The 24,647-nt window shown below is 40.8% G+C and carries 21 protein-coding genes and 1 pseudogene; 5 read left to right on the top strand and 17 right to left on the bottom strand.

Annotated features, from left to right (window positions below; translation table 11 throughout):
* Positions 1-277 precede the first annotated feature (277 nt).
* Positions 278-1,525 (top strand): hypothetical protein, encoded by a 1,248-nt coding sequence (locus H580_RS0121710; protein WP_028596650.1) that lies wholly within the window; start codon positions 278-280, stop codon positions 1,523-1,525.
* Positions 1,526-1,649: 124 nt separating this feature from the next.
* Here H580_RS0121710 and H580_RS25655 read toward each other — a convergent pair whose 3' ends face one another.
* The 10 genes from H580_RS25655 to H580_RS0121655 form a co-directional block, all read right to left on the bottom strand.
* Positions 1,650-2,123, bottom strand: a complete 474-nt coding sequence (locus H580_RS25655) for a GyrI-like domain-containing protein (RefSeq protein ID WP_051217642.1) — start codon at positions 2,121-2,123, stop codon at positions 1,650-1,652.
* 97 nt (positions 2,124-2,220) lie between these two features.
* Positions 2,221-3,441, bottom strand: a complete 1,221-nt coding sequence (locus H580_RS0121700) for a cytochrome P450 family protein (protein WP_028596649.1) — start codon at positions 3,439-3,441, stop codon at positions 2,221-2,223.
* A gap of 47 nt (positions 3,442-3,488) precedes the next feature.
* On the bottom strand, positions 3,489-4,100 hold the full coding sequence (locus H580_RS0121695; protein ID WP_028596648.1) for a TetR/AcrR family transcriptional regulator: 612 nt from the start codon (positions 4,098-4,100) through the stop codon (positions 3,489-3,491).
* Between the two features lie 206 nt (positions 4,101-4,306).
* Positions 4,307-4,627, bottom strand: coding sequence for a thioredoxin (gene trxA, locus H580_RS0121685; RefSeq protein WP_028596647.1), 321 nt, complete (start codon positions 4,625-4,627; stop codon positions 4,307-4,309).
* A 156-nt stretch (positions 4,628-4,783) separates the two neighbouring features.
* Positions 4,784-5,233 carry a MarR family winged helix-turn-helix transcriptional regulator gene (locus H580_RS0121680; protein WP_028596646.1) on the bottom strand — a complete coding sequence of 150 codons (450 nt, stop codon included), beginning with the start codon at positions 5,231-5,233 and terminating at the stop codon, positions 4,784-4,786.
* Between the two features lie 213 nt (positions 5,234-5,446).
* Positions 5,447-6,499: an NADH:flavin oxidoreductase/NADH oxidase gene (locus tag H580_RS0121675; protein WP_028596645.1), complete on the bottom strand. Its 1,053-nt coding sequence runs from the start codon at positions 6,497-6,499 to the stop codon at positions 5,447-5,449.
* A gap of 224 nt (positions 6,500-6,723) precedes the next feature.
* Positions 6,724-7,578, bottom strand: a complete 855-nt coding sequence (gene ant(6), locus H580_RS0121670; protein WP_028596644.1) for an aminoglycoside 6-adenylyltransferase — start codon at positions 7,576-7,578, stop codon at positions 6,724-6,726.
* A 22-nt stretch (positions 7,579-7,600) separates the two neighbouring features.
* Positions 7,601-8,893 carry an alginate O-acetyltransferase AlgX-related protein gene (locus tag H580_RS0121665; RefSeq protein WP_028596643.1) on the bottom strand — a complete coding sequence of 431 codons (1,293 nt, stop codon included), beginning with the start codon at positions 8,891-8,893 and terminating at the stop codon, positions 7,601-7,603.
* Positions 8,894-8,921: 28 nt separating this feature from the next.
* Positions 8,922-10,334, bottom strand: coding sequence for an MBOAT family O-acyltransferase (locus tag H580_RS0121660; protein WP_028596642.1), 1,413 nt, complete (start codon positions 10,332-10,334; stop codon positions 8,922-8,924).
* Between the two features lie 112 nt (positions 10,335-10,446).
* Entirely contained in the window at positions 10,447-10,968 is a 522-nt protein-coding gene (locus tag H580_RS0121655; RefSeq protein WP_028596641.1) for a dihydrofolate reductase family protein, read from the bottom strand.
* A 140-nt stretch (positions 10,969-11,108) separates the two neighbouring features.
* Between H580_RS0121655 and H580_RS0121650 the strand changes: the two genes are divergently transcribed.
* Entirely contained in the window at positions 11,109-12,050 is a 942-nt protein-coding gene (locus tag H580_RS0121650; protein WP_028596640.1) for a helix-turn-helix transcriptional regulator, read from the top strand.
* Positions 12,051-12,133: 83 nt separating this feature from the next.
* Here H580_RS0121650 and H580_RS0121645 read toward each other — a convergent pair whose 3' ends face one another.
* Entirely contained in the window at positions 12,134-12,811 is a 678-nt protein-coding gene (locus tag H580_RS0121645; protein WP_028596639.1) for a protein kinase family protein, read from the bottom strand.
* 590 nt (positions 12,812-13,401) lie between these two features.
* Positions 13,402-14,958: an ABC-F family ATP-binding cassette domain-containing protein gene (locus H580_RS0121640; protein ID WP_028596638.1), complete on the bottom strand. Its 1,557-nt coding sequence runs from the start codon at positions 14,956-14,958 to the stop codon at positions 13,402-13,404.
* A gap of 352 nt (positions 14,959-15,310) precedes the next feature.
* Here H580_RS0121640 and H580_RS0121630 point away from each other — a divergent pair, with 352 nt between their 5' ends.
* Positions 15,311-15,922: a hypothetical protein gene (locus H580_RS0121630; protein WP_028596637.1), complete on the top strand. Its 612-nt coding sequence runs from the start codon at positions 15,311-15,313 to the stop codon at positions 15,920-15,922.
* A gap of 282 nt (positions 15,923-16,204) precedes the next feature.
* Here the strand turns inward: H580_RS0121630 and H580_RS26755 are convergent.
* Positions 16,205-16,343 (bottom strand): annotated as a pseudogene (locus tag H580_RS26755) (DUF2332 domain-containing protein); the annotation flags it as partial.
* A gap of 256 nt (positions 16,344-16,599) precedes the next feature.
* Between H580_RS26755 and H580_RS0121625 the strand changes: the two are divergent.
* A complete protein-coding gene (locus H580_RS0121625) occupies positions 16,600-17,649 on the top strand; it encodes a bifunctional transcriptional activator/DNA repair enzyme AdaA (protein WP_036605613.1) in 1,050 nt (349 codons plus the stop codon).
* Between the two features lie 238 nt (positions 17,650-17,887).
* Complete coding sequence (locus H580_RS0121620; protein WP_028596635.1) at positions 17,888-18,838, top strand: LacI family DNA-binding transcriptional regulator; 951 nt, start codon at positions 17,888-17,890, stop codon at positions 18,836-18,838.
* Positions 18,839-18,975: 137 nt separating this feature from the next.
* On the opposite strand, the gene H580_RS25130 is transcribed toward H580_RS0121620, so the two are convergent.
* The 4 genes from H580_RS25130 to H580_RS0121600 form a co-directional block, all read right to left on the bottom strand.
* Positions 18,976-20,220: an MFS transporter gene (locus H580_RS25130; protein WP_051217641.1), complete on the bottom strand. Its 1,245-nt coding sequence runs from the start codon at positions 20,218-20,220 to the stop codon at positions 18,976-18,978.
* Between the two features lie 196 nt (positions 20,221-20,416).
* Positions 20,417-21,193 (bottom strand): hypothetical protein, encoded by a 777-nt coding sequence (locus tag H580_RS0121610; RefSeq protein WP_157283051.1) that lies wholly within the window; start codon positions 21,191-21,193, stop codon positions 20,417-20,419.
* Positions 21,194-21,367: 174 nt separating this feature from the next.
* The gene (gene cls / locus H580_RS0121605) at positions 21,368-22,819 is read right to left on the bottom strand and encodes a cardiolipin synthase (protein ID WP_028596633.1); all 1,452 of its coding nucleotides are present in this window, start codon (positions 22,817-22,819) and stop codon (positions 21,368-21,370) included.
* Between the two features lie 110 nt (positions 22,820-22,929).
* Positions 22,930-24,249 carry a hypothetical protein gene (locus tag H580_RS0121600; RefSeq protein WP_028596632.1) on the bottom strand — a complete coding sequence of 440 codons (1,320 nt, stop codon included), beginning with the start codon at positions 24,247-24,249 and terminating at the stop codon, positions 22,930-22,932.
* Positions 24,250-24,647 lie beyond the last annotated feature (398 nt).

Below are 24,647 nucleotides of genomic sequence, written 5' to 3'. Positions count from 1 at the left end.
AAATTTAACATGCATCCATTCTGGATACTCAAGATTGTGCAATCATGTAAAATAGTCTGTCTAAGTGCCTCAACAGATTTGCAGCGTATTATTTATTTTCTCATATTTTAATACGCAAAGGAATGTTTTGCGTTACATCCACTATGGTTAGAGCAGAAAATATCGCTTGTTTATCCACGATAGTGAATGATATTCGACTTTTTCATGATATAATTTAGACGTATAAAATCTTACTTAGTACTCCACGCTTACAGATTAGATGAGGTGATACGTCCAGATGGTGTTAACCTATATTATGTTCGGGCTTCTTTTTTGGCTAGGATTATATATATGCAACCGTGATACATACAACAAGCTATTTTTAACTACAGGTCTATGCTTGCTGCTAGGAGCAGTCGGACTTGGTGCTTCCTTAGTTCTTTCTGCAACTGATCTACTTGATCAAACACACCTATTTTCCGCACTATTTCTTCACGTCACCTTTATAACTTGGATGATTGCCGCATTAGGAGCTACTACCGAAATGGAGGATGAAACTCAAAGACGCGTCTTTCTATGGAATAAGCTGCTTGTTGTCGATCGCGTCATTACAATACTCCCTATTCCCATCTATGTACTTATATCGTTCAAAGGAAGATTTCTACCGTGGGATTTTTCTTTTGAATGGAACTGGATTCTATTCGGAACTGTACTCCTTTTATTTGCAGTTCATCTACTAATTAAAGAATTAGCGACACAAGGCGAAGCATATTTGCCTGATTTATTTCGATCCTTGGATTACTCGCTCCTATTTACCACTATATTCTCCGGGCAAATTGCCCTCGTTATTCAACTTAGTTCATCCTGGAACAGCATGACAATATTACTATTGTTAATAAGCATATGCATTTCGATTACCTTCCAAGTGTTTGTGTATCCACTTCGTGCAATTTTGGACAGCATCGCATTTTTCACTTTTCCAAAGCTTCGTGAAGAACGCGCCCACTTACGAATGGTTGAAGATGTGCAAACCCGACTAAATGATCAAGCGGAGCCCGAGGAGATGGATGAAGAGGAGCTTTATCGACATACACGCCGTGCATTAAGCCAATTTGGTGATCTACAACGTCTCGCTGCAAGTCCGCTCACGAACCTGAAGCTGATTGATACTCGCTTGCAAGATCGTGGTGCTGATGATGACGTTGTGGAAAGAGCTATCGAGCTCAAATCGATCCTCCTTGAAAGCATCGGATATTTAAAGCCAAGACAAGATGAGGCATTCGGCACTTCTGATGAGTGGCGGTACTATAACGCACTATATTTTCCATACATTATCGGAATTAAGCCATACAGTATGAGATATTCATCTGATAAACTAGATGCTACATCATTGGAAGCCTTGGCATGGTTTCGTACGTATGTACCTGAGCGGACTTATTATAACTGGCAAACGGCGGGTGCTAAATTAGTCGCACTTCGTTTAAAGGAGAAATCGCCTGCTAACCTAATTGCGGTGGATAAGAAACGATCGCTTTCCCCAAAATAGCGAAATAGATGTTTAGACAAAGAAAAACCAGTCGTCACACCATAATTGGGTGTTAGACTGGTTTTCATGTTGTTACAGCTTTTAAAGCTGGTATTCACTCACTGCGTTGGTAAGAACTTGTTCTCTATGCTTCTAAAGGCAAATAAATTTCGATAGTGCTCTCTTCTTCCTCTAACGCATGACTATCTGCCCAATATTCGAAATCAAAAGGACGAAGTGCAGCGACGCCTGTTTCACGAATCGCATCATACGTTTCTCCTAATTCGGATTCTGGTCCCTTGTGTGTGAACTTAGCATAGTCTCCGGCTGGTATCGTGTACTGAATGAATCCTTCGGGAATATGCGCATCTTCACTAACTTCGACTGCAACAATACTTTCAAATGGAACATCCTCTGTCCATTCACAATCCGGGTAAACTTGAATTAAGTATATCCCATCATCCACCCGATTTGTCATGTCAGCACGTTTAGAAAGGAGCTGCTCTCGCAAATTTACAACAATTCCATGCTCTAAATCTTGATTTAATGACACCGTTACAGATAAACCAACCAGCTTCTTCTCTTTGAGCTGAACCGTTTGGACTTGTTCTGTTTGCATACTGGGCATGTCTCCTAATCACCATGAAATAGTTTACCAACATGATTATACAAAAATTAACTCCACAGTGAAACAGGTAGGATGTTAGATAAGTTAGCTAGAACACAACGGGCAAACTTTCAAGTGCACGCATTGAATTTGGTTTAAATACTAATTGTTCTGGTTCGACTGCTAAACGCAAATTAGGGAATCTCCGCAACAACGTACCAAAAGCTATTTTCCCTTCCAAACGAGCAAGCGGCGCGCCTAGACAGAAGTGAATTCCTTTACCGAATGCAAGGTGATCGTTCTCTTCACGTGTAATATTGAAATCCTCAGCATGTTCAAACTTACTTGCTTCTAAATGAGCAGCCGCTACAGAGAGTACAACCACCTCGCCTTTACGAATCTCCTGACCGTGGAAGATCATATCCTCGCCAGCAATCCGCATACTAAAAATAACAGGGCCTGCATAACGCAGCATTTCCTCCACAGCGCTTGGCAATAAACTAGGATCGTTACGGAGTAGATTCAACTGTTCAGGATGCTGTAAGAGTGCTAAAGTACCATTAGTAATAAGATGAACGGTCGTCTCGTGTCCGGCTACAATGAGGAGCCAAATCGTAGAGATAATTTCATTTTCGGTGAATTGGTCCCCATCTTCGTATGCTTGAACCAAGCTGCTTATGACGTCATTGCAAGGTTTCTTTCGTTTTTCTTCCATCAATGTTTTTACGTATTCCATAAAGGCTTCCAAGGCATTTTCGACTTCTTCTAATTTGGTAGGGTCTAACGCAGCATTACTAATTGTTCTGGTCCATTCACGGAATCGTATATGATCGGAGGCAGGCACGCCCAACATTTCAGAAATGACCTTTATCGGTAGTGGATAAGCATAATCTTCAACGATATTCATAGTCCCTTGCGCCTGTACAGTATCCAATAACTCATCTGCGATTTGTTGAATACGCGGTTGTAACTCCTCAATCATACGTGGAGTAAATGCTTTGGAAGCTAACCTGCGCAGCCGAGTATGATCGGGAGGGTCCACCGTAAGCATGTTTGGCATACTTTGAAATCTTTGCAGCAGCGATTGCACCGTTTTACTTCCTTGATTTGAAGGGTTTGAAGCAAGATGTTTCATATTTTTCACAAAGCGAGCATCTTTAAGAATTCCTGCTACGTCATCGTATTTATAAGCAACCCATGCTGGCCCCATGCCAAAAAAGTCATCCATTCGATGGAGCGGTTCATCGGTTTCCGAAAGCTTTTTGTAGAGGGAACTGAAGTCACGCATATTTTCAGGAGAGATAAACTCAGTGCTTGTAAACTGTCTCATGGGAATACCCCTTTCATAGTAGAAGGATAAGTACACTCGAGCTAGTTTTACTTTGCAATTCCTAGGCGCAGCATGCGATGAAAAAGATTCATTTCCTTTAAAAAACGCTGACCATACTCTTCATCAATGGTTTCCATATCTGTGACTTCTGTTAGAAACTTCTTATCAAAATGCCTAATGGTAATCATAACCAGTTCAAAAGCATAGTTACGATCCACTTCTTCTTTAAGGACAAGCTTTCCAAATAACTGCTCTAATAATTGATGCCTTTCAGCAGTTCCTTTACCATATTTCTCTGTAATCTCTTCTTTTAACTCTTCAGGTACGGCATAGAACGCCTCGAATACAAACTTATATTCCGTTGGGTATTTTCGAAAATAGTCAAACTTTAGAAGTGTAATCTTTTCGATAACTTCAAAAAAATCACCTTGTTCGATAATAGCGTCCACACCCAGCTCCAACCGTATTTTCGTCATACAATGATCCAGCAATTGGAGGTACAAATTCTTTTTGCTTTTGAAATGATGAAAGATCAAAGCTTTTGATATATCGGCTGCCTCCGCCAACATGATCGTCGAGGTATTTTTATATCCATGCTGCGCAAACACAGACATACAAGCCTCTAATACTTTCGTTTTGTCATACAGTTGTAAAGGCAACCCTTCACCTCCCACTTACCCATCATTTTTACTAACCAATTGGTCAGCAAGAATATAGATCAATTTTTTCCAGTAGTCAAGATCGAAAATAAAAATCCCGCCTGCATGGAGTAGGCTCCACACCGACGAGATTTGATTGCACAACAGCATCCTTCTAACGTTTGACTCCTTTTCAATTAATAACGTCCGAATCTTGTACCAATCGTCTACTTCTTATGTGCAGCGAGCATTTGCTCAAGCTTATCTAGGCTCACTAAGCCGACTAATGTATCAATCTGCTTGCCATTTTTGAACAAAATGGTTGTGGGGAGACCTTTAATCTTAAATTGATTTGTGATTTCCGTATGTTCATCTACATTTACCTTGAGCACCTTTATTTCGCTGCTATTTTTTCGAGCAAACGTTTCAAGAATAGGTGCCAATGATCGGCATGGCCCGCACCAAGGTGCCCAGAAATTAACTAGCGTATATCCATTACTCTTTATGTCCTTTTTAAAAGAAGCACCCGTTGTATGGATAATCGTCATGTGTATCTACCTCCCGTTTATCCTAGCCATCCATCTATGAACCTGAGTAAATACCGATCATTCATAAATATTAAAGATGAACTTCTTCTGTGAAAAATATAGTTGTTACACCATCTCAAAACACGCTTCATACATTAAAAAAAGCCCGCATTGGGCTTATTTCGACTTGATCTGTTTGAAGCGAAACATTTGTTGCAGTAACTGCTCCACTTGCTGCTCGGGGAATGTCGCTAATAACACTTCTTCAAATGTTACTAATGCCTTATTCACTTTATCTTGACCATAAGGCGTAAGTGATGTGTAAATGCTTCTGCGGTCATCATCACAAGTAATGCGTTGCAAAGCCCCACAGCCTTTTGCTTCGAAACGGCTAACAAGCCTTGATACCGCACTCTGGCTTAATCCAACCATTGATTCTAGCTGTTGCAGCTTCAACTTTTTATACGGAGCCTCAGATAAAGACAATAGCAAATAAAACTCTTTTAACGATAACTGATACTTCTCTTGTAGATTGGCTTCTAATTCATTGGCAACAGTCATCTGTATATGCGTCAAGGTCAACCAATTCGATATTAGGCTGGGCTCATGATTAATCGCGTTGTCCATCTCACAGTTCCTTCCTGAGCGTCAAGTTACTGAATATTATCATACTTTAAGCTATCCTTACTGTCTAAAATTATAACATTAACCGTCAAGTAGATACGAGTAAATCGCTGCTCTGCGAAGAACAATTTTCAACTGGGAATATAGTATTCGATGTGCTAAAAAGAGACCATCAACATGATTGATCGTCTCTAATTTGTTTTTATTAATACTGTGTTATTGGTTCCTTCTAGGGAATCCAGATTGATATTGTTGAGGAACATCTGCATGTTTATGAAGCTGAGCAGCTGCCTCTAACGTCCAGTATGGATTTCTCAGCATTCCGCGACCTACTGCAACGAGGTCAGCATCTGCATTGCCAATAACAGCATCAGCAAGTGCTGGCTCATCCAACCTGCCCACTGCAATAACAGGAACATTTAGACTGTGTTTAATTGTTCTTGCCAACGGCACTTGATAAGCGGCATGAGATCCTGGTCTGTCATTCATAGCAATGGGCCCTACTCCAATAGCACCTTCGCCCCCCGTACTAATATGGAAAATATCTACGCCTGCTTCCTTATACGCTCGGCTGAATGCTAAGCTCTCTTCGATTCCATATCCACCCTCTACATATTCCCTAGCAGAAATACGCATAATTAATGGCATGCCTGCTGGCATTACGCTCATAGACGCACGAATTACTTCTCTTCCGAACAGCGTCAAATCTTGCCCGTATTCATCTGTTCTCTTGTTGGATAACGGAGAGTGGAACTGATGAATCAAGTAACCATGTGCACCATGAAGCTCAATAACATCCACTCCAGCTTTGACAGCTCGCTCTACACCTAGCCGGAATTTCTCGACTAGTTCCTTCACCTCTTCAGTACTCAATTCTCTAGGTGTCTTAGACTCTGGACCGAACGGAATCGCGGATGGAGCGACTGGAACTTCCGCATCCTCTGCTTTACGCCCTGCATGGGCAATTTGAATACCTACCTTTGCACCGTATGCATGGCAAGCTTCAACGATTCTAGCCAATGGCGCAATGTGGTCATCAGACCATATCCCAAGATCATAATCCGAAATGCGACCATCTGGCTCCACATCGGTCATTTCGATAATAATTAATCCGGCCCCACCAATCGCACGGCTAACGTAGTGCGCATAATGCCAGTCAGTTGCAATCCCGTCTTTGTTCGTGACAGAATATTGGCACATCGGCGGCATAACGACACGATTTTTCAACTTTAAATCCATCATTTCAAAAGGGCTAAATAAATGTTCCATAATAACTCTCCTTATATGTGGTATCAATGTATAGGAAATAATTATTTACATGCATGTGCATGCATTTAATATAATGTGCATTTTTGCTCATGTCAACACCTTACCCTTTAACTTTGGCAATCAAACTCAGAAATATCCACTGCCGTACGCCTAAATGAAAAAGCACCCCTAACTCTCAGAGGCGCTTTTACGGATACATGATCGAATGATTGTTATCAGTTACATCAAGCATATGTTCGACGTATAGAATCGATATAAGGGCTTACGTTCTCATCATAATCTGGATAGCTATATCCTAGTTGATCAGCTACAAATTGAGCTGACTTTCTGAATAAAGCATAACTCGTATATAGCGCTTCCCATATGTTCTCCCTGGAGCCCATTTCATAAGTAGCAAGTAAGGTTATCCATGTTTCGCTCGACACGTATTTTTCTAGAAATTTATCGGACTTGCCTATGCTTAACGAAAATTCCGTTTCTATGCCCACCTTCCATCGCAGCATCGTAAGTAAATTGGGACGAAATACTTGGTTCATCATATCCGCTGCAAATAACAATTCATTTCTGGCTAGCCCTTTCGCCACATACGTAGATGACATCCAAAATTCATTGCAGCAGTCATCGAATGATTGGCAACTCGGCTTGTCAATATGATACATCTGATCCGTAGGTATAATAGGTTCAAGAATCAGATTATCTTTGTCCAGTAATACTTCGACGAGGCCATCGCTATTTGCAAAGTAATCTGCATACTCATGAAGCGGAATAAGTGTCAGATCCATTTTCGTACCATCTTCAAAGATCATGATATAAGAGAACCAGTTCCCTAATTCAGGTGGAAATAATTCCATCGCCTCCGGCTTCTGCATCATAATCCTTTTGCCAAAGTAGTTCAGCCAATCATCATTTCGCTTAAAGTGCTCCATATCTGTAACAAAATAACTGAAATCATAATCTTGAAATTCGTCATTCGGGATGTTCACATTCGTTAATGAGCCTTCCAGCGTGAATATTCTAATTTGTTCACAACTTTGGGCAAAATTCATTCCTAATTCCATCATTTCCTGTTTGCTTCTCATCCCCGTCACCTCGAATCGCATTCTATTTCTGAACCTGATTGTGTGATAGCCTCAATATTTCGGTGATCAAATTATAACGGATTCCTAATCCTTTATAAACAAACAGAACCGCATCAGGCTTAAACTCCTCGATATAGTCAATGACATGCTCATGAGAAAAGTATCGTAAATCAATCATCCGTATCTCGCTTGCCATCGTTGACAAAAAGGCTGTGAATGGAAGACCAAAAGAATCTTTTACAACGACAATTTTATAAAAATTCTGAGCTTCTTTATTCGTTATTTGTACTTCACGGTAATCTGCGCCAAAATATGCTGCATAACGGTTCTTATAAACGGAACTAGACATATTCAGTAATTCTTTATGCAATATCGTATTTTCGAAAGTTCCTTCTTTTATCGATAAAGATCGTCCGTTTTTATTGATGCCAACCTTGTATCCAGTCTTAAATTTGGGCACGATCAATGTGTAATCATCGACTCCTGCATAATATCTGCCCACGCGTCTTCCTTGTGATCCTAAAAATACACGGTTATAGTTCGTATAATCATAATTGGCCGAGTCTGTATAAAATTGGTCAGGATCTAAGCGTAAGTTGTAATCCGCATCAAGCTTTTTAACAACTTCCCTTACGGCCCAGAATGCCGTTTGATTCGTCCAATGATGATCCGTATCATAAAACATAGATGATGGATTCATTTCGATCTTGCTCGCTTCACTTCGTAAATCAAAATAAGGTACGCCTCCTATCGATAGCCCAGCAAGTAACGTATTTGAATTGGAATTTGAGTAATCCTCAATGGAAGGAGGCAGCTCCGTAAATCCGGGCATAATTTTGATGGGCGTTTGCACATATAAGAGTGGAATGCGCTTGTCCTTCAACATTTCATTAAGATGAATAAGCTGATCAGTAACTTCTCTTATCTTCATCCTACGTGTTAAAAAGTGCAATAACCCATGATTGTCCTTTACAACGTCCTTTTTGGGATCAACATCGTTAATATACTGCCTTCCTAACATACGATCCGCTAATCCAACTAGGTCAATATACTTTTCTTTCGCAATAAATCCGCTTGAAATCGCTTCTTCCAGCCCCTTCGTAAGTCCGCGAACCCCCCGCTCCATTCCTACATTTTGCGTGTTGTTATTCATCAGGCTCTTTTTTATGTTTGTACTTATTTTCGTTGAATTCAACAGCAAGGTCAGCATACCACTTAAAAAAAGAAACAGACAGAACACTGCAATAATCACTTTATTTTTGATACTACTTCTATTGTCGTGTTCCTTAGCTTGCTGTTCTTTTCTCACGTCCACAGGTACGCCTCCTCTTCTGTTATATAACTTAGAAGTTAAAATAAATAAACGGATTGTAGCTGCCTTTCACCAAATACGCAATGGAGAAAATAAAGAGCGCAGCCATGACGAGTTGATACGTATAAATTGCAGCTGTATTTGCAAGGTTAACGTGGCGATTGAGCACCCACTTTTTCAATGGCAAGCAGCTCAAGATCCCGATAATGAACAGAAGAACATATTCGCGAGCATAAAACATAGCCTCCTCTCCAATGACAACATTACCGTTCAATCCAAACATAGAACGCATATATTCAAGTGCATGCGCAATATTGTTGGCCCTGAACAACACCCACCCAAATAGCACAACGAGTATGACGTACATATGCCCCCAAACCTTGTATTTAGTAAAGAAGCTTTCTAAGCCCAGCATCTTCTCCAGCATAATAAACAGGAAAAAGTGAAGTCCCCATGCAATAAATGTCCAATTGGCACCATGCCATAGTCCTGTTAACAACCATACAACGAACAAGTTGCGCACGACTTTCCACTTGGACACCCGACTTCCTCCTAGCGGAATATATACATTGTCTCGGAACCATGTGCCTAATGAGATATGCCATCTACGCCAAAATTCGGACACCGTGCGCGAAATATACGGGGCATTAAAGTTTTCTTCAAAGTGGAACCCGAACATGTTAGCAAGACCAATCGCCATTGCCGAATAACCTGAGAAATCGAAGAAGATTTGCAGACCATATGCTGCCGCGCCCATCCACGCCAGCATAACAGACAGCTCGTAACCTTCATGACTGAAAGCAGCATCCGCCAGAAGTGCAAAATGATTGGCAAGCAGCACCTTAACAGCCAACCCTTCTATAAAACGAGCGATACCATATACAAATTTACGCTCACATTCCTGCCTTTCATAAATTTGCTTAGCAATGGTCTTGAAACGGACAATAGGTCCGGCAACAAGTTGCATAAATAAAGCAATATACAAGCCAACATCTAATGGATTGGTTAACGGCTCTGCATCCCGTCGATAAATATCGATGACATAGGATATGCCTTGAAAGGTATAAAATGAAATGCCTATAGGCAGCGTTAAATATGGTACATCCAATTGAACATGTAAGAGGCTGTTCATAATGCCAACTACAAATGCTAAGTACTTAAAAACTGCGAGGATTCCGAGGTTAAATAGTAACATAACGGTAATGATGAGATGGCTCATGTTCGACTTCTCTCGGTACTTGTGCACCCATAAGCCAAATAGATAGTTACCCATGAAGCTCCCAATCATCAGCAGGACATAAACGGGTTCTCCCCATGCATAAAACACTAGGCTCGCAAGGAGCAAAAATAAGTTGCGTGCTTGACGCTTTCTCAACAATCCATAGTAAATGGCAAGTACACCTGGTAAAAATAAAAATAAGAATGGGATACTTGAAAATACCATATCATCTGTCACCCCCTTGTTGATGCTCCATGCTCCATAACGGCTCGTCCTCGAACTTGTTGTTACTTTTCCCTAAAAAGGAAAAATTAAAAGGACGCTCATCGAGAGCGCCCTATTTCACCTTATAATGCAATTCTACAAACTGACCGAAACGTCGTGTATTTATGAGCTGTAAATTGATTTGTGGATTCCGTTCTTTGAATAATGGAATGCCTGAGCCAAGAATATGTGGAGTAACTGTTATAATATACTCATCAATTACGTTTTCTTTTATAAATGCATCGAGGATGACGCCTCCGCCTACCATCCATATTTTCGAGCCTTGTTGTGCCTTTAGTTTCTTCGTAAACTCAACTACATCTTCATTTACAAACTCGACATATTCATTTGAACCTGTCTGCGTTGTCGAAAATACATAGTTCTTTTTATCGGTATACGGAAAAATTTCGAGATGCTCCCTCACCCAGTCATACGTGCGTTTTCCCATAATCGTTGTATCAATCGATTGATACATCTCGCTGTATCCGTTGTCACCCTCGCCTTCTGTTTCCATTAACCATTGCAAATCATCGTCTTCTTTTGCAATAAACCCATCTAAACTAACTGCAATAAACAAAATAACTTCTCGTGACATAAATCAGTCTCCTTTTCACCATGCGTATCATTTTACATGGCATCTTTACATCTTCCTAATTGATAAACTCATTAGGTATCCTCTATACTACCTATAAAACATGACAACTAATGTCATGATAAAAAGAAAAGGTGACGACATTGTCTAAAGCAAAACGACTACTAGATATTCTCTTGTTTGCCAGTGCGAAAAAGAAATTTACTGCGCAAGAAATTGCAGATGAATTCCATATCTCAGTTCGTACCGTACATCGATATATATTGGATTTAAGTGATATGGGTTTACCTATTTACGCGGAACAAGGGAGGAACGGAGGCTACACTGTATTATCGAGCAAAATGCTGCCGCCTATTCTATTTACCGAGGAAGAAGCCGTTTCCATCTTTTTTGCTTTTCAATCGTTACGTTATTATCGGGACTTGCCATTTGATGCTGAAATCGGCTCCGTTGCACAGAAGCTATACCGTTCCTTACAGGTTGAAGCTAAAGGGAAAGTAGATAAAGTACGCTCCTACATCGCCTTTTGGAATCCTACGAGAACAATTGATACCCCGCTGCTTAAAGATACGTTGGAGGCAGCCATTGAAAATAAAAATATACATATGCACTATGAATCAAAAGGTGGAACAACGACCAAGCACATTCGACCTATCGGCGTGTACGCGCACGATGGACTATGGTATTTGCCCGCATTTGATTATACGAAGCAAAAAGTACTTCTTTATCGTGTAGATCGAATTTTGTCCATTATTTCGACCGAAGAGAACAACGATGAATATATGAATGTAGAACAATGGTTTGGCTCCTATGAAATAAAGCATCCTGTTAGGCTCTATGTCCAATTGACACAAGAAGGCGTGCGTCAGTGCAAAAGCGTCCCCAGTTTAGAAGGTGCTGTCATCATTCATGAAGATGGAACGGGAACGATTGATTCGCCTATAGATAAAGGTGAAATTGCTTTTTCGATGCCCCTGTTTTTAAGACTTGGGGCTCATGCACGAGTCATAGAACCACAGGAATTGATAGATAGTATGTGTAAACATGCGGAAGAAATTTTGAAGATATATGGTCGTGCTAATTGAAATCGGAATAACAATAAAGCGAAAAGTGGCTGGTTTCCTTAATGTACAGGAGACCGACCACTTTTTATTTGATACGTAGTATTTTATTTACCAAAAAATAAACGCCTAATGCGCTCCGCGAAATCTTGTAAATTACCGCTTGCTGGATCAAAACGATAATACCCATTTTTCACCGCTTCGAGCAGCCAGCTCGATACTTTCTCTCCTTCTAGCAAAGGATAGACGTTATCGTAAGCCCAGACGAGATGCTCCCATCTCTTATCGTTCCCAGGCTGAATATATTCAGATACATCCAGTACCTTTCCTCGGCCGTCCTGCAGCAATACATTTTTTAAATGGATATCTCGTGGGTTCAAGCCTCGTTCCCGGACAAATGCTCGTGCAGCTTCTACGTCATCTACAACTTGTCTAGGAACTGGGACACCCAAGAGCAAGCAGTCATACAAGGTTATCCCTCGTTCGTGGCTAATCACAACATAACGATCGCCAGCACCGAAATAGACAGGAAAATATGGACTACCCTTTAACGCTTCATACACGCTTATCTCCGCTTCCTTCTTAGGAAGAGCCTCAGTTGCGTAGAGCTTATATGCATATTGCGGCATTTGTTTATGGACAAATACAGCAGCATCCGTACCGATCCCTATACAGTGCAGCTCATCCGATTCCCCTTCAATCGTTACCGGATCGTTGGCACCTTGCTTTATTACTTCCATTCGAGACAGGGCATGCTCGGCCCTTCTCCATTGCTCACTATTCATGGGTCACCTCATTTGAATGTTGCTCATTGTTACTACTCATACATATACAATACACAGTAATTAATCCGGTTTGTTCCATATCACAATACTACAAAGCTACATACTCCACCTTTTAGTTGCTGTATAACTCCCTTTTTCAGCAGCTCGTCCGTTACATAGGAGTAAAGAAAATGATAATACCAAATGAAAAACTCTTCACATGACGTTTCATCTTTATACGATGTATTATGTTAGCTTCTAATAGTACTCTGTTCATTTGATACCCAATAATATGAGCTAGCAAAACTTCTTACTGGTTTCTATCACGATGCAGAAGGCTGCATTTCCAATATATTCACAATGGTTTGCGTATATATCAAAAGCTTCTTTTTTGGAGTCTATCTTTTTTTCCATCATAGCAAAATAGTAGTGTTTGTGGTTTCTGAGAGGTCGCTTTGCTTTTAAACATAATTGTTCTAACGAAAGCTCATTAAATGTGAAATTTTCAAACGCTTGGTATTTGGTAGGTCTCTACTCGATCACTGTTATGTAAATAGTGCAAACCGGCTCCATCACAATGACTGCGACAGAACCGGCTTTATTAGCACATATTAAAATACTTTTGTCGTCCAGGATTCACAGTTCCATGTTTCTGTAACAATATCACGGTAGAATTCTGGTTCGTGGGAAATAAGTAGAATGCTGCCTTTGTATGCTTTCAGCGCACGCTTCAGCTCATCCTTTGCATCTACATCCAAGTGGTTCGTCGGCTCATCGAGTACGAGTAAGTTTGTCTCGTTATTGATTAGCTTACATAGACGTACCTTTGCCTTCTCGCCACCACTAAGTACTTGGATCTTACTCTCAATATGCTTCGTCGTAAGTCCGCACTTCGCTAGTGCTGCACGCACTTCGAACTGTGTGAAGGAAGGGAACTCACTCCAGATCTCTTCGATACAAGTATTCGTGTTTGCTTCTTTCATTTCCTGTTGGAAATAGCCGATTGCCAAGTTTTCTCCAAGCTCAACAGAGCCGGAAATCGCTTTGATTTCGCCCAAAATGCTGCGCAGCAACGTCGTTTTACCGATACCGTTCGCACCAACAAATGCAATCTTTTGACCGCGTTCCATACGCAGGTTAAGCGGACGGGACAACGGCTCATCATAGCCGATAACAAGATCCTTCGTTTCAAAAATCAGCTTGCTTGAAGCTCTAGCGTCTTTGAAATTGAATTGAGGCTTCGGTTTCTCTTGAGCAAGCTCGATAACATCCATCTTATCCAACTTCTTCTGTCTGGACATCGCCATGTTACGAGTCGCTACACTTGCCTTGTTACGAGCCACGAAGTCTTTCAGCTCCGCGATTTCTTGCTGCTGGCGCTTATAAGCAGATTCAAGCTGCTGCTTTTTCATTTCGTATACTTGCTGGAATTTATCATAGTCGCCGACATAGCGATTCAATTCTTGATTTTCCATATGATAAATCAAGTTAATAACGCTGTTTAGGAACGGAATATCATGTGAGATCAAAATAAATGCATTCTCGTATGCTTGCAGGTAGCGTTTCAACCATTCAATATGCTGTTCATCCAAATAGTTCGTCGGCTCGTCCAGCAGCAAAATATCTGGCTTCTCAAGCAGCAGCTTCGCCAACAATACCTTTGTACGTTGTCCACCACTAAGATCATGAACATCTTTATCTAACCCGATATCGTTAAGTCCAAGTCCACGTGCCGTCTCTTCAACTTTCGCATCGATCAGATAGAAGTCTTGATTCGTCAACGTGTCTTGAATCGTACCAACATCTTCAAGCAGCTTCTCCAACTCTTCTGGAGTTACATCGCCCATCTTGCCGTACATATCATTCATTTCTTGTTCCAAATCAAATAGATATTGGAATGCACTTCTTAAAATATCGCGAATGGACGATCCCTTTGTCAGCACAGCATGCTGATCAAGATATCCAACACGCATGCGTTTGGACCATTCCACCTTACCATCATCGGGTTGAAGCTTGCCTGTAATAATATTCATAAAAGTGGATTTACCTTCGCCATTCGCGCCGATTAGTCCAATGTGCTCGCCTTTAAGTAGGCGGAAGGAAACATCCTTAAAGATCGCACGATCGCCAAAACCGTGGCTCAATTTCTCTACGTTTAATATGCTCATCCATGACACCTTTTCTAATATACTTTTTACTCGACTTATTATAAACGTTAACGGGTCTATAACTCAATGTGTAACCATGTATTTTTATAAGTAATGTTGTTATATTGGGAGTTCATCTCTTACCCGCTCTTTCCATTTCATCATATTCGCAATAGCGTTTTTCTCGCCGCCTAGATATATATCTTCAATCGTCATAGTCCAATTTTTAGGCATACGACTTCTTTCGTGGCGCGGAACAGGATTGGTGATTTTACCAACCTTGCTAACTAATTGATTACAACATTATTAAGAAAATATTCCCAAACCATTTATCTCTTATGATATGAATATTCTAATATATAAGGAGGCACATATGAGAATTATATATTCTATACTAGGAACTATCGTTACCGTTGTTGCGAGCTGCTTAGGGTTGTATCATTTCTTAGATGTCTTTTACTTCAGTACATTCAGATCGCAAGACAACTTCTACCTGATACTGGACATACTGATTGTTGTATTCATTGTTCTACCCATGGTAGCTATACTCCTTCTTCTATTTTATTTCCGATCATTTGATAAGGTGAATGTGCGTGGAATAGCTGTTGGTGGCGTTATCGGATATTTACTTTATACTTTGTTGGACACATATATCTCTGGTATAGTCCCTTCCATTCATCCCTATTTGAACTACGTCATGTTGTTGTCTATTATCGTCGGCTACATTGTCGTGAAGCGTGAGTTTAATGACTTCAAAATCGTATACATAGGAATTGGCTCGGCTATCGGATGGCTATTAGGTTACGCTGCTGTAATTGTGATGCGAGCCATTCAAAATTCTCTAACTTCCTACTTTTACTTTGATACATTCGAGACTTCACTCGTTCTCGGCATGATAGCGCTATCTGCGGTGGTAGGATGGTTATTATCCACCAACAAGAAAAAGGTTGATGCATTGCCAGAAACACAACAACCGTCTCATTAGAGAACATGAAAAAGTAAAGGTATAACCTCCTCATAAATGAAGTGGTTATACCCTTTTATTTAGGACTTCGATATGTCCATACTTGTTGGAAACATGCTGTCGAATCTATGGCTCTTATGACTGCATGTGGGCCTATTTTTTTGCAGCTTCCGCAATCATGAGGAATTTCATATCATGCCTTTGCATTAATTTCATGAATCGCGATGCCTGTAGCATCTATCATTGCTCTAACCATAGCATGAGCACTTCCTCTTATGTCTGATCTTTTGCTGTGTTGTTACTTCAAAGCTTCCATTGGAACCAACGTGCATCACCATCTGTTTCCGCTTAACGTTTCCTTGTACGCTTCCCCGCCCAAATAGTAATCAAGGTGAAGTAGTCCTGAATCCCATATATTATTGTACAGATGAAAGACATCTCTTTATTCACTGGACTGTGTCGTTCATTTTCAAAGCACTTAATTGATTTACAGAATCTTTATTATGTAAACTTAATGCCATCAGTCCTTTGTATTTACTTTGATTATTAACAAGAAGTTAGGCTGTCGATGAGAAATCAACTAATATTCAAGGCTTACATATTCAAAAAATCAATGCCTGATTTTCGGCGGACAGTCTCCACTTCGATGGCTATAATGATCATAAAAAGCTAGTTAATTTGAAATAAGGGTGAACAGAATGACGTTTAAAATAGAGCGTAAACAGGAGTACTATCAAGCATTGATCGATAAAAATTCGGAATATGAAGGACTATTCTATGTTGGCGTGAAAACGACAGGTGTATTTTGCCGTCCAACTTGTCCAGCTAGAAAACCCAAGTTCGAGAATTGTGAGTTTTTTGACAATGCGAAGCAAGCACTGCTCGCTTCTTTTCGTCCTTGTAAAAGATGCCGCCCTCTTTCCCACCCCAACCATGTCTCAGAAGTCGTTCGAATTCTTGTAGAGGCGGTTGAGACGAATCCTGAAAAGAGATGGAAAGATGTAGACTTTCAGCAGCTATCTATCGATGCCTCTACAGCCCGCCGACAATTCAAGAGGCGGTTCGGAATGACATTTGTGGAATACGCACGAGCACGACGCATGGGGATTGCCATGAAGCAAATAAGAGAAGGCGAGCCTGTAATCGATGCACAACTTTCAGTTGGTTATGAATCGAGCAGCGGGTTTAGAGATGCATTTTCACGAATTATGGGTGCAGCTCCTAGCTCGCTCGAAAGCATTCACACGCTGAAAGCATCTTGGGTAGACACACGATTAGGCCCCATGATTGCCATTGCCGATGACGAAGCACTGTATCTGCTAGAATTTGTGGATCGTCGGGGGTTAGAACGTGAGATTGAACGACTTAGGCAGCGAACAAAATCTGCAATTATTCCAGGAACTGCACCGCCGATTCATTCTATCGAAATGGAGCTTACTCAATATTTTGACGGGAAACGCATTGAATTTCATACCCCCATTCGTTACCTTGGGTCACCTTTTCAGCAAAAAGTGTGGGGGCACTTAAGGAATATTCCTTCTGGTGAAACTCAATCCTACTCAGCATTAGCCACATTGGTGGGCCAACCAACTGCTTATCGTGCAGTGGCTCGAGCAAATGGCGCTAATCAACTGGCCATTATCGTCCCTTGTCATCGCATTATTAACGCCAATGGAGATCTTGGCGGTTATGGAGGCGGGCTGTCACGAAAGCAATGGCTGCTTAATCACGAAAAACAAATGAAGTAAATCCAACGAGAGTGGCCGCACTGTCGCTCTCGTCACAAGATCCTCATTTAACTATGATGTAACATATTATAATCAGCTTGCCTACTATGCAATCGGTCCTATACACAAATTCTTGACCTGAAACCCATTTCATATTTTACACTTAGTGCAAGGTGATTCCTTCTTCATCAATCGGTTCTCTCTTTAACTGAATGAAATGTGAATCTACCGCATCCTAAAGTTACAGGAGCTCACTTCCATGGCGAATATTCATGATATAGCTAAACTGGCTGGTGTTTCGGTTACAACCGTTTCTAGAGTTTTAAATAATCATAAATATGTGTCAGATGACAAAAGGACAAAAGTACTTACCATTATTAATGAACTCAATTATGCCCCAAACCAAAGTGCTATTGACTTAACGCGTGGCGAAACTAGAATGATTGGTCTCATTATTCCTTACAACAATAATGCTTGTTTTGATCAATTGCTGAATGGTGTGCTAAACAAAGCGGTTGAAATGGATTATACAGTTATCGTGCTGCCTACCCAATATAATAAAGAAAAAGAAATTGAATATCTTTCAAAATTAAAAAACAAACAGCTCGATGGTATGATTATTACCTCTAGAGCAAATGATTGGGATGCGATTATTCCCTACTCAGACTATGGTTTAATCGTGTCGTACGATTACACTTCCCATCCTGCAATCGGATGTTCTTATATCGACAGGTATTCATCCTACCTTGATGCATTTCAATTATTAAAGGATAAAGGACATACACACGTTGCATTTACAACAGCGCGTGAAACGGAAAGTATGAGTACACAACATTTGATAACGGCATATAAAGAGGTATTTGGAACATTTATACCCGAATATTATTTGACAGGCTGCAGTTGTCTGGATGATGGTGTTGCAGCAGCTAAGAAGCTCCTGCATCTACCTAATAGACCTACTGCTATTTTTGCCAATGGAGATGAAGTAGCTGGTGGCATTCAGCTATATGCTAAGTCTATTAATCTTGAAACTCCTCGCGATCTAGCGATTATTGGGCAGGAAAATCAACCAATTGGTGTTGGTTTGGGCATTACTACTGTTGATCATCAGCTGACGAAAGTTGGCGAACAAGCATGTGAACTAATCATTCATAAGTCGAACCAGAAAGTAAAAGTGCCTTATCAGATTATTCAAAGAACATCCGTTTGAAGAATAGAGAATATAACGATTAAGCTGGCTCATTGTGAGACCAGCTTTTGTTGTTCCTGACCCGCACAATAGCATGTCTTCTTCATTCAACATTGTGACAATCTTAAATCTGAACGGTCCGTGCGAAACCTGTAAAACTATTGTGCGCATTTCTTGGACCTAAGCGAATAATGCTTACATGTACTAACATCTGTAGTTCTCATCTTTAATATACGATTCATGTTCTCTGAACCTAGTAACATGATGATAATATAAATAGCTACAACGAACGGCAATATCATTATACTTGTCTGGGCAGCAATCCAACCAAGCACAGGAGGCAGCAATGTATTCCCTGTATAGGCAGCCGCCATCTGATAACCCATTAGCTTCTGAGATTGGTCTTTACCGAAGCGCTTAGGCGTATCATGCAGCATGCAAGGATAGATAGGGCCAAATCCTAAACCTATCAACATAAGCCCGACAAAGGAGAAAATTATAGGTAAAGGAAGCATAAATAGCAAGGCACCAACTAGAGCCATTACCAACCCGCTTCGAATAAGCATATGATTGCTCACTTTATAAGTAACGAATCCCGCTATAAATCGGCCTATCGTCATACCACCATAGTACATAGATATCCATTGTGCAGCTACTACTGCTTCTAACTCCTTAATGGATACCAAATAAGTACTCCCCCATAATATGACCGACGATTCAGCTCCACTGTAGAAAAGAAATGTCATTAAAGTAATCTTAACGCCCTTAAGTTGCATCGGTTTTTCAATTATGGAAATAGGGTCTAGATTATTTTGAAGCTCTTTATCTTCATGTATACCAGTAGTTTGATGGCTGGCCATACGCTTCCACAGTGGCAAAGTTATAAACAATAGAACCACCAGCGCAAATTGAATGAAAGCTACCGTTATATACCCTTCACGCCATCCCTGTTGTCCGCTCATAAACGCAGCCATAATGATGGGACCGAGGGTTGCCCCGACACCCCATAAACAGTGCAGCCAATTCATATGATGAGCTTTGTAATGTTTTGCAACATAATGATTAAGAGCTGAATCGACAGAACCTGCACCTAGTCCAAGGAGCAATGCCAACACGATCAACCATATCAGAGATGGGGCATAGTAAAATCCGAGCAACGCAAAAGCAGTCAATAGGCAGCTGAGCAAGGTTATTTGCCCTGTTTCCAGCCGTTTTAATATCGTGCCGCTTGCCAAGCTAGACATGATCGTACCATACGCAATCGCAATCGACAGCACACCCGCAAAACTAAGTGATATATCAAAGTCTTTGTGCATAGCTGGCCATGCTGCTCCCAGCAATGAATCAGGAAGTCCTAACGTAATAAACGATAAATAAATCATTACTAAAAATAAGGTTGCCACCTTTAATCGACTCCTTAAGATATTCAGTTGTGACAACTTCAATATTGAAGGCCTAAGCGTAGGCTAAAGTATGAAATCCGTTTCAGGTCAAGATATAAATTTTATAAATGATCCATTTTTCGTTATTGGTTACTTGAACGCTCGTGATTAGGGTATAACAGCAGCCAACCAATTGGTATTCAACGGTTAGATTGTATTACAGCTTAACTTCTGCGGCCTGAATAAGATTACGGACGTTCCCTTCCCACTTATAAATCTTGTTAAGCGCAGCATGAATTCGGGTAAGTTCTGCGACAATAAGGTTCAATTCTATAGCTGCAGATACGGCGTCTCCTTGCTTTATCGCGGAACGATAGCGTTTATTCGCTTCACTCTTATTTTTACTATGTATATCTGTGATTTTCTTGTTCTCAGCCGTAATTTGTTTCTTTATCGTTTGTATCGGCTCTAAAGATTCCCTAACTTGCTTCGCCTTTGTGTATGCCAGCTTCTTCGCAGCCGTCAACGTATCTTTTTTCTGCTTAATCTCATGGCGTGCTGCACTTACCGAAGCCTTTATGCGGTTACGCTCAAGGTCATATCTCAATGCAGACTTTTTATCTTTGCGCTTCTTAGCCTCAGATGCCTTCTTGCCGAACTCCGTGTATTTCGCAAGAAGAGGAGCGTGTTGTTTCTGGCTCCGTTCTGCCTCTGACTGTAAATGATCGAGCTTGACCTTGTCGATAAGCTTAATTTTTCTATCCACTTCTTTACGCTTCTCATTATTTTGCTTGCGCAGCAGCTGGATCTTCTGTTTGTCTAGTTGATTAGCTAACTCCAAGGCACTCAGACTGTCATGCAACTGCTCAACAGTGCTTAATGCAGCCTCCCAACCGACACTAGTTGCTGATACGTGGCCAGGACTGAACACCAACATCAGGAGAAACAAGCATACTGCAACTAGACCCTTTGCGTAACCTCTTCGTTCAAACAACAATACCATCTCCCATTCGATTATTTTCTTCAAACGAAACAAAAAAAGCACCTCACAAGAAAGACCTATTGGCCTGTCCTGCGAGGTGCTTCTTCGCATGTCCGTTTGAAATGTCCTTATTATATAGTTGAGTAGATAAAATGTCAACCATCTCCATAACGAGCCGACAACAAGTTATAAGATTGGTGACAGAAGGCGCGATATGGACTCTTTCACCCGGACCCAACGAGAGCGCTGCTGATACTTTTCCAACGTTAGAAGCTCCGAGACATTGATATCTTCTTGGAATGCATGACTTAGCTGCTGTGCAGTTCCTTCATCATAAACAAACGCATTAACTTCAAAATTGAGCTTGAAGCTCCTGAAGTCAAAATTAGCAGTGCCAACCGATGCAATCCGCTCATCAACAACTAACGTCTTGGCATGTACAAACCCATTACTGTACAAGTATACATTTGTACCTGTCTTTAGCATCTCACCTATATACGAAAGAGTTGCCCAATACACAAACATATGATCCGGCTTGTCTGGAATCATAATATTCACTTCTACTCCAGACAACGCAGCAATTCTTAGGGCATCAAGCACGCTTGAATCTGGAATGAAATACGGGGTTTGAATATAAATAGACGATCTAGCCGATGTAATCATTTTCAAATACGTATTTTTAATATGCTCATACTCCGATTCAGGTCCACTTGAAACAATCTGAATGCCCTTTTCTCCCTTGGAGGGGATCGGAGGAAACAGACTTGGGACGTACGTAATATCATGATGTTCGGAAGCTTGGTTCCAATCCAATATAAATCTAGTCTGGATAGAGTAAACAGCCGCTCCTTCAATTCGAAGATGCGTATCCCGCCAATAACCGAATTTGGAACTCAACCCGAGATATTCATCTCCTACATTAAATCCTCCCACATAACCGATTCTGCCATCGATAATGACCAGTTTGCGATGATTCCGATAATTCAAGCGAAGATTAATCAGGCGGAACTTGGATGGGAAAAAGGCTTCAACTTGTCCTCCAGCAGCACGTAGATTACTCAGAAACTTCTTCGTGAGGCTTCTTGAGCCTAAATCATCATACAGTACTCGAACCATAACCCCTTCTCTGGCCTTTTTCGTCAACAAGTCCAACAGTTCTCTGCCCAAATTATCTTTTTGGATAATATAATACTGAACATGAATAGACTCTGTGGCCTGCTCAATATCTCTAAATAAAGCAGCAAACTTCTCCTTGCCGTCTGTGTACACTTCTACTTGATTGTCTTCCGTAAGAACCGCTTGATTGTTAAGCAAATTCATCGTAATTAAATCTCCGTACTCAGCGGATGTGGAGTTCCGGAATTGAAACTGCTGTGCACGAAACTGTGATACTTGGGATTTCAACCCCTGATCTAAACCTCTTTTTTTAATATCGTCCCAATAAAACAATCTTGATCGTTTAAAGTTCTGGGCAAAAAATATATACAGTACAAAACCGACGATAGGAATCAACAACAGCACCATGAGCCACGCCCACGTTGATCCTATATCTTTTCTTCTTCCCTGAAAAATGACGATAAAAGCAAATAAAATATTTAATAAAATGATGATCCCAAGCATCCAAGATGTAATATTCATAGTCACCTTCCTCTGAAATACCTGTTCGTATAACCTATACCATCCTATTTTCACCAAATTACGAATAACTTATTTGCTCATTATACAAATATCCATCTTCCTTTTACTCATTACCATCGTAGCGGCTTCTCATTCTGCCACAATATCCAACGCTCCGTTTCTAAAATAGCAGCCGTACCTATGCTGTATTCACTTTTGCATCCACTTTTCAGATCAATGAGATGAAGCATGCCTGCATACGTCCCTACTGCTAATCGTTCCTCATCGCGAGATACCGTTATCCCAGAAATCGTGCTGCCAACAAAATAACGCCATACTTCTTGTCCATCCCGATCAATACAGCGCAAATATCCATAAGCATCACCAAAGATGTAACTGTCTTTCAATGCTACTCCCGCGTATACACGCATTTCATCATTCATTAGCGGCCATTCTACAGTTTCAGCAGTTGTCGCTTGCTTCTCCGCTTCGCTAATAGACACTCGCATGGTCATTCCATTATAAAAATGGCATGCGTTATACCAAACATCATAGCTATCCCGGGAGAATAAAGCATAGTGTGGATAACTGGACTCTGGAGCAAATTCATATACCGTTCCATGCGATGTATCTTTGAGTAAATGTTCGCTGCCTTGACTTCCGTAGGCAATCCAACGCCCATCCGGTGACACGGATCCATGAGCCATATCAATGGTTGTATCTTCAATTTCATCCTTTATAAGCTGTGATAGATCTGGGTGAAGTAATTGTGCTTCATCATTTTCTATCACATAGATACCGTAATGGCTTACAAGCAGCACGCTTTTTCCATCATGAAAGGGAATAACTTCATCCAAACCAGCTTCCGGATGTTCTAGATTTGCAAGAGATTCTAATTCAGGGACGGCCTTTTTAATACTGTTCTGGATATATTCCCACGAAGTAGCTGTTATTTCTACTTCTCCCTCTATTTTATTACGAGTAAGGCCATGCACGATACGGATACCCTGCTTATTTACGAGAGCAAAATAGTTTCCGTCTGGCGAGCAGCCGATCTGCTGCAAATCTTGAATTTCAGATATCGTTTGCTCATAGACGAGATACAGCTTTCTATCATTGCTATGGCCGCCTGTATGTATAACCAAACTGCCATCCTGCAAAAAGGCGACAGGCTTTACAGCCTGAGTCTTATTCTCATATGCAGGCGTAATAGGCCATGATGCAGGAGGAAGTTCTTCTCGCAAGCGCTCTACTTCTCCAACTTTATTAGCCGCACGAATCATTTCAATAATAGACTGTGCAAGGCTGTATCGCTTGTCTTGTTCCGGCTCTTCTTGCTCCTGCTTCCACTCGCTTTCCATTCCGATTCGAACAAATTCATTAACAGCTGCCGCATATCTTTTTCCCTCACGACGCCAGTTTTCAGCAATCTCTCTATGTAACCAGTCCAATAAAATCTCCTCCTTATAAAATGACGGACTTTCTCATGTAAGTTAGAAATATATTCGTCATCGATTGATACTCCATTCGTTAGGTCGGCGAAAAACTTCGTATCTAAATGCGTAAAAGCTATGCGAATAAGTTCAAGCGCATGACTGCGTTCCAAGCCATATACCAACTTGTTTTACTGACCAATCGTCGATAGCATTGTAATCAAAGATGATCATTTGGTCAACAGCATGAGCTTCGCTTTTTGGAGTTGCAATGATGGTTGAAGCTGGCATAGAGGCTTTCTGGATCAAGGGTATGGCTAGTTTCCTAGTTAAAACTGAAAAATTCGACCGTGTTTCTTGATTCATAGAAACGGTTGATATTGTTAACTATTCAAAATGTGCCCGAATAACATGAA

The organism is Paenibacillus assamensis DSM 18201, assembly GCF_000422445.1.
Taxonomy (GTDB): domain Bacteria; phylum Bacillota; class Bacilli; order Paenibacillales; family Paenibacillaceae; genus Paenibacillus_B; species Paenibacillus_B assamensis.
The sequence above is the reverse complement of the archived record's forward strand: the minus strand, read 5'-3'. Positions and strand labels throughout refer to the sequence as shown.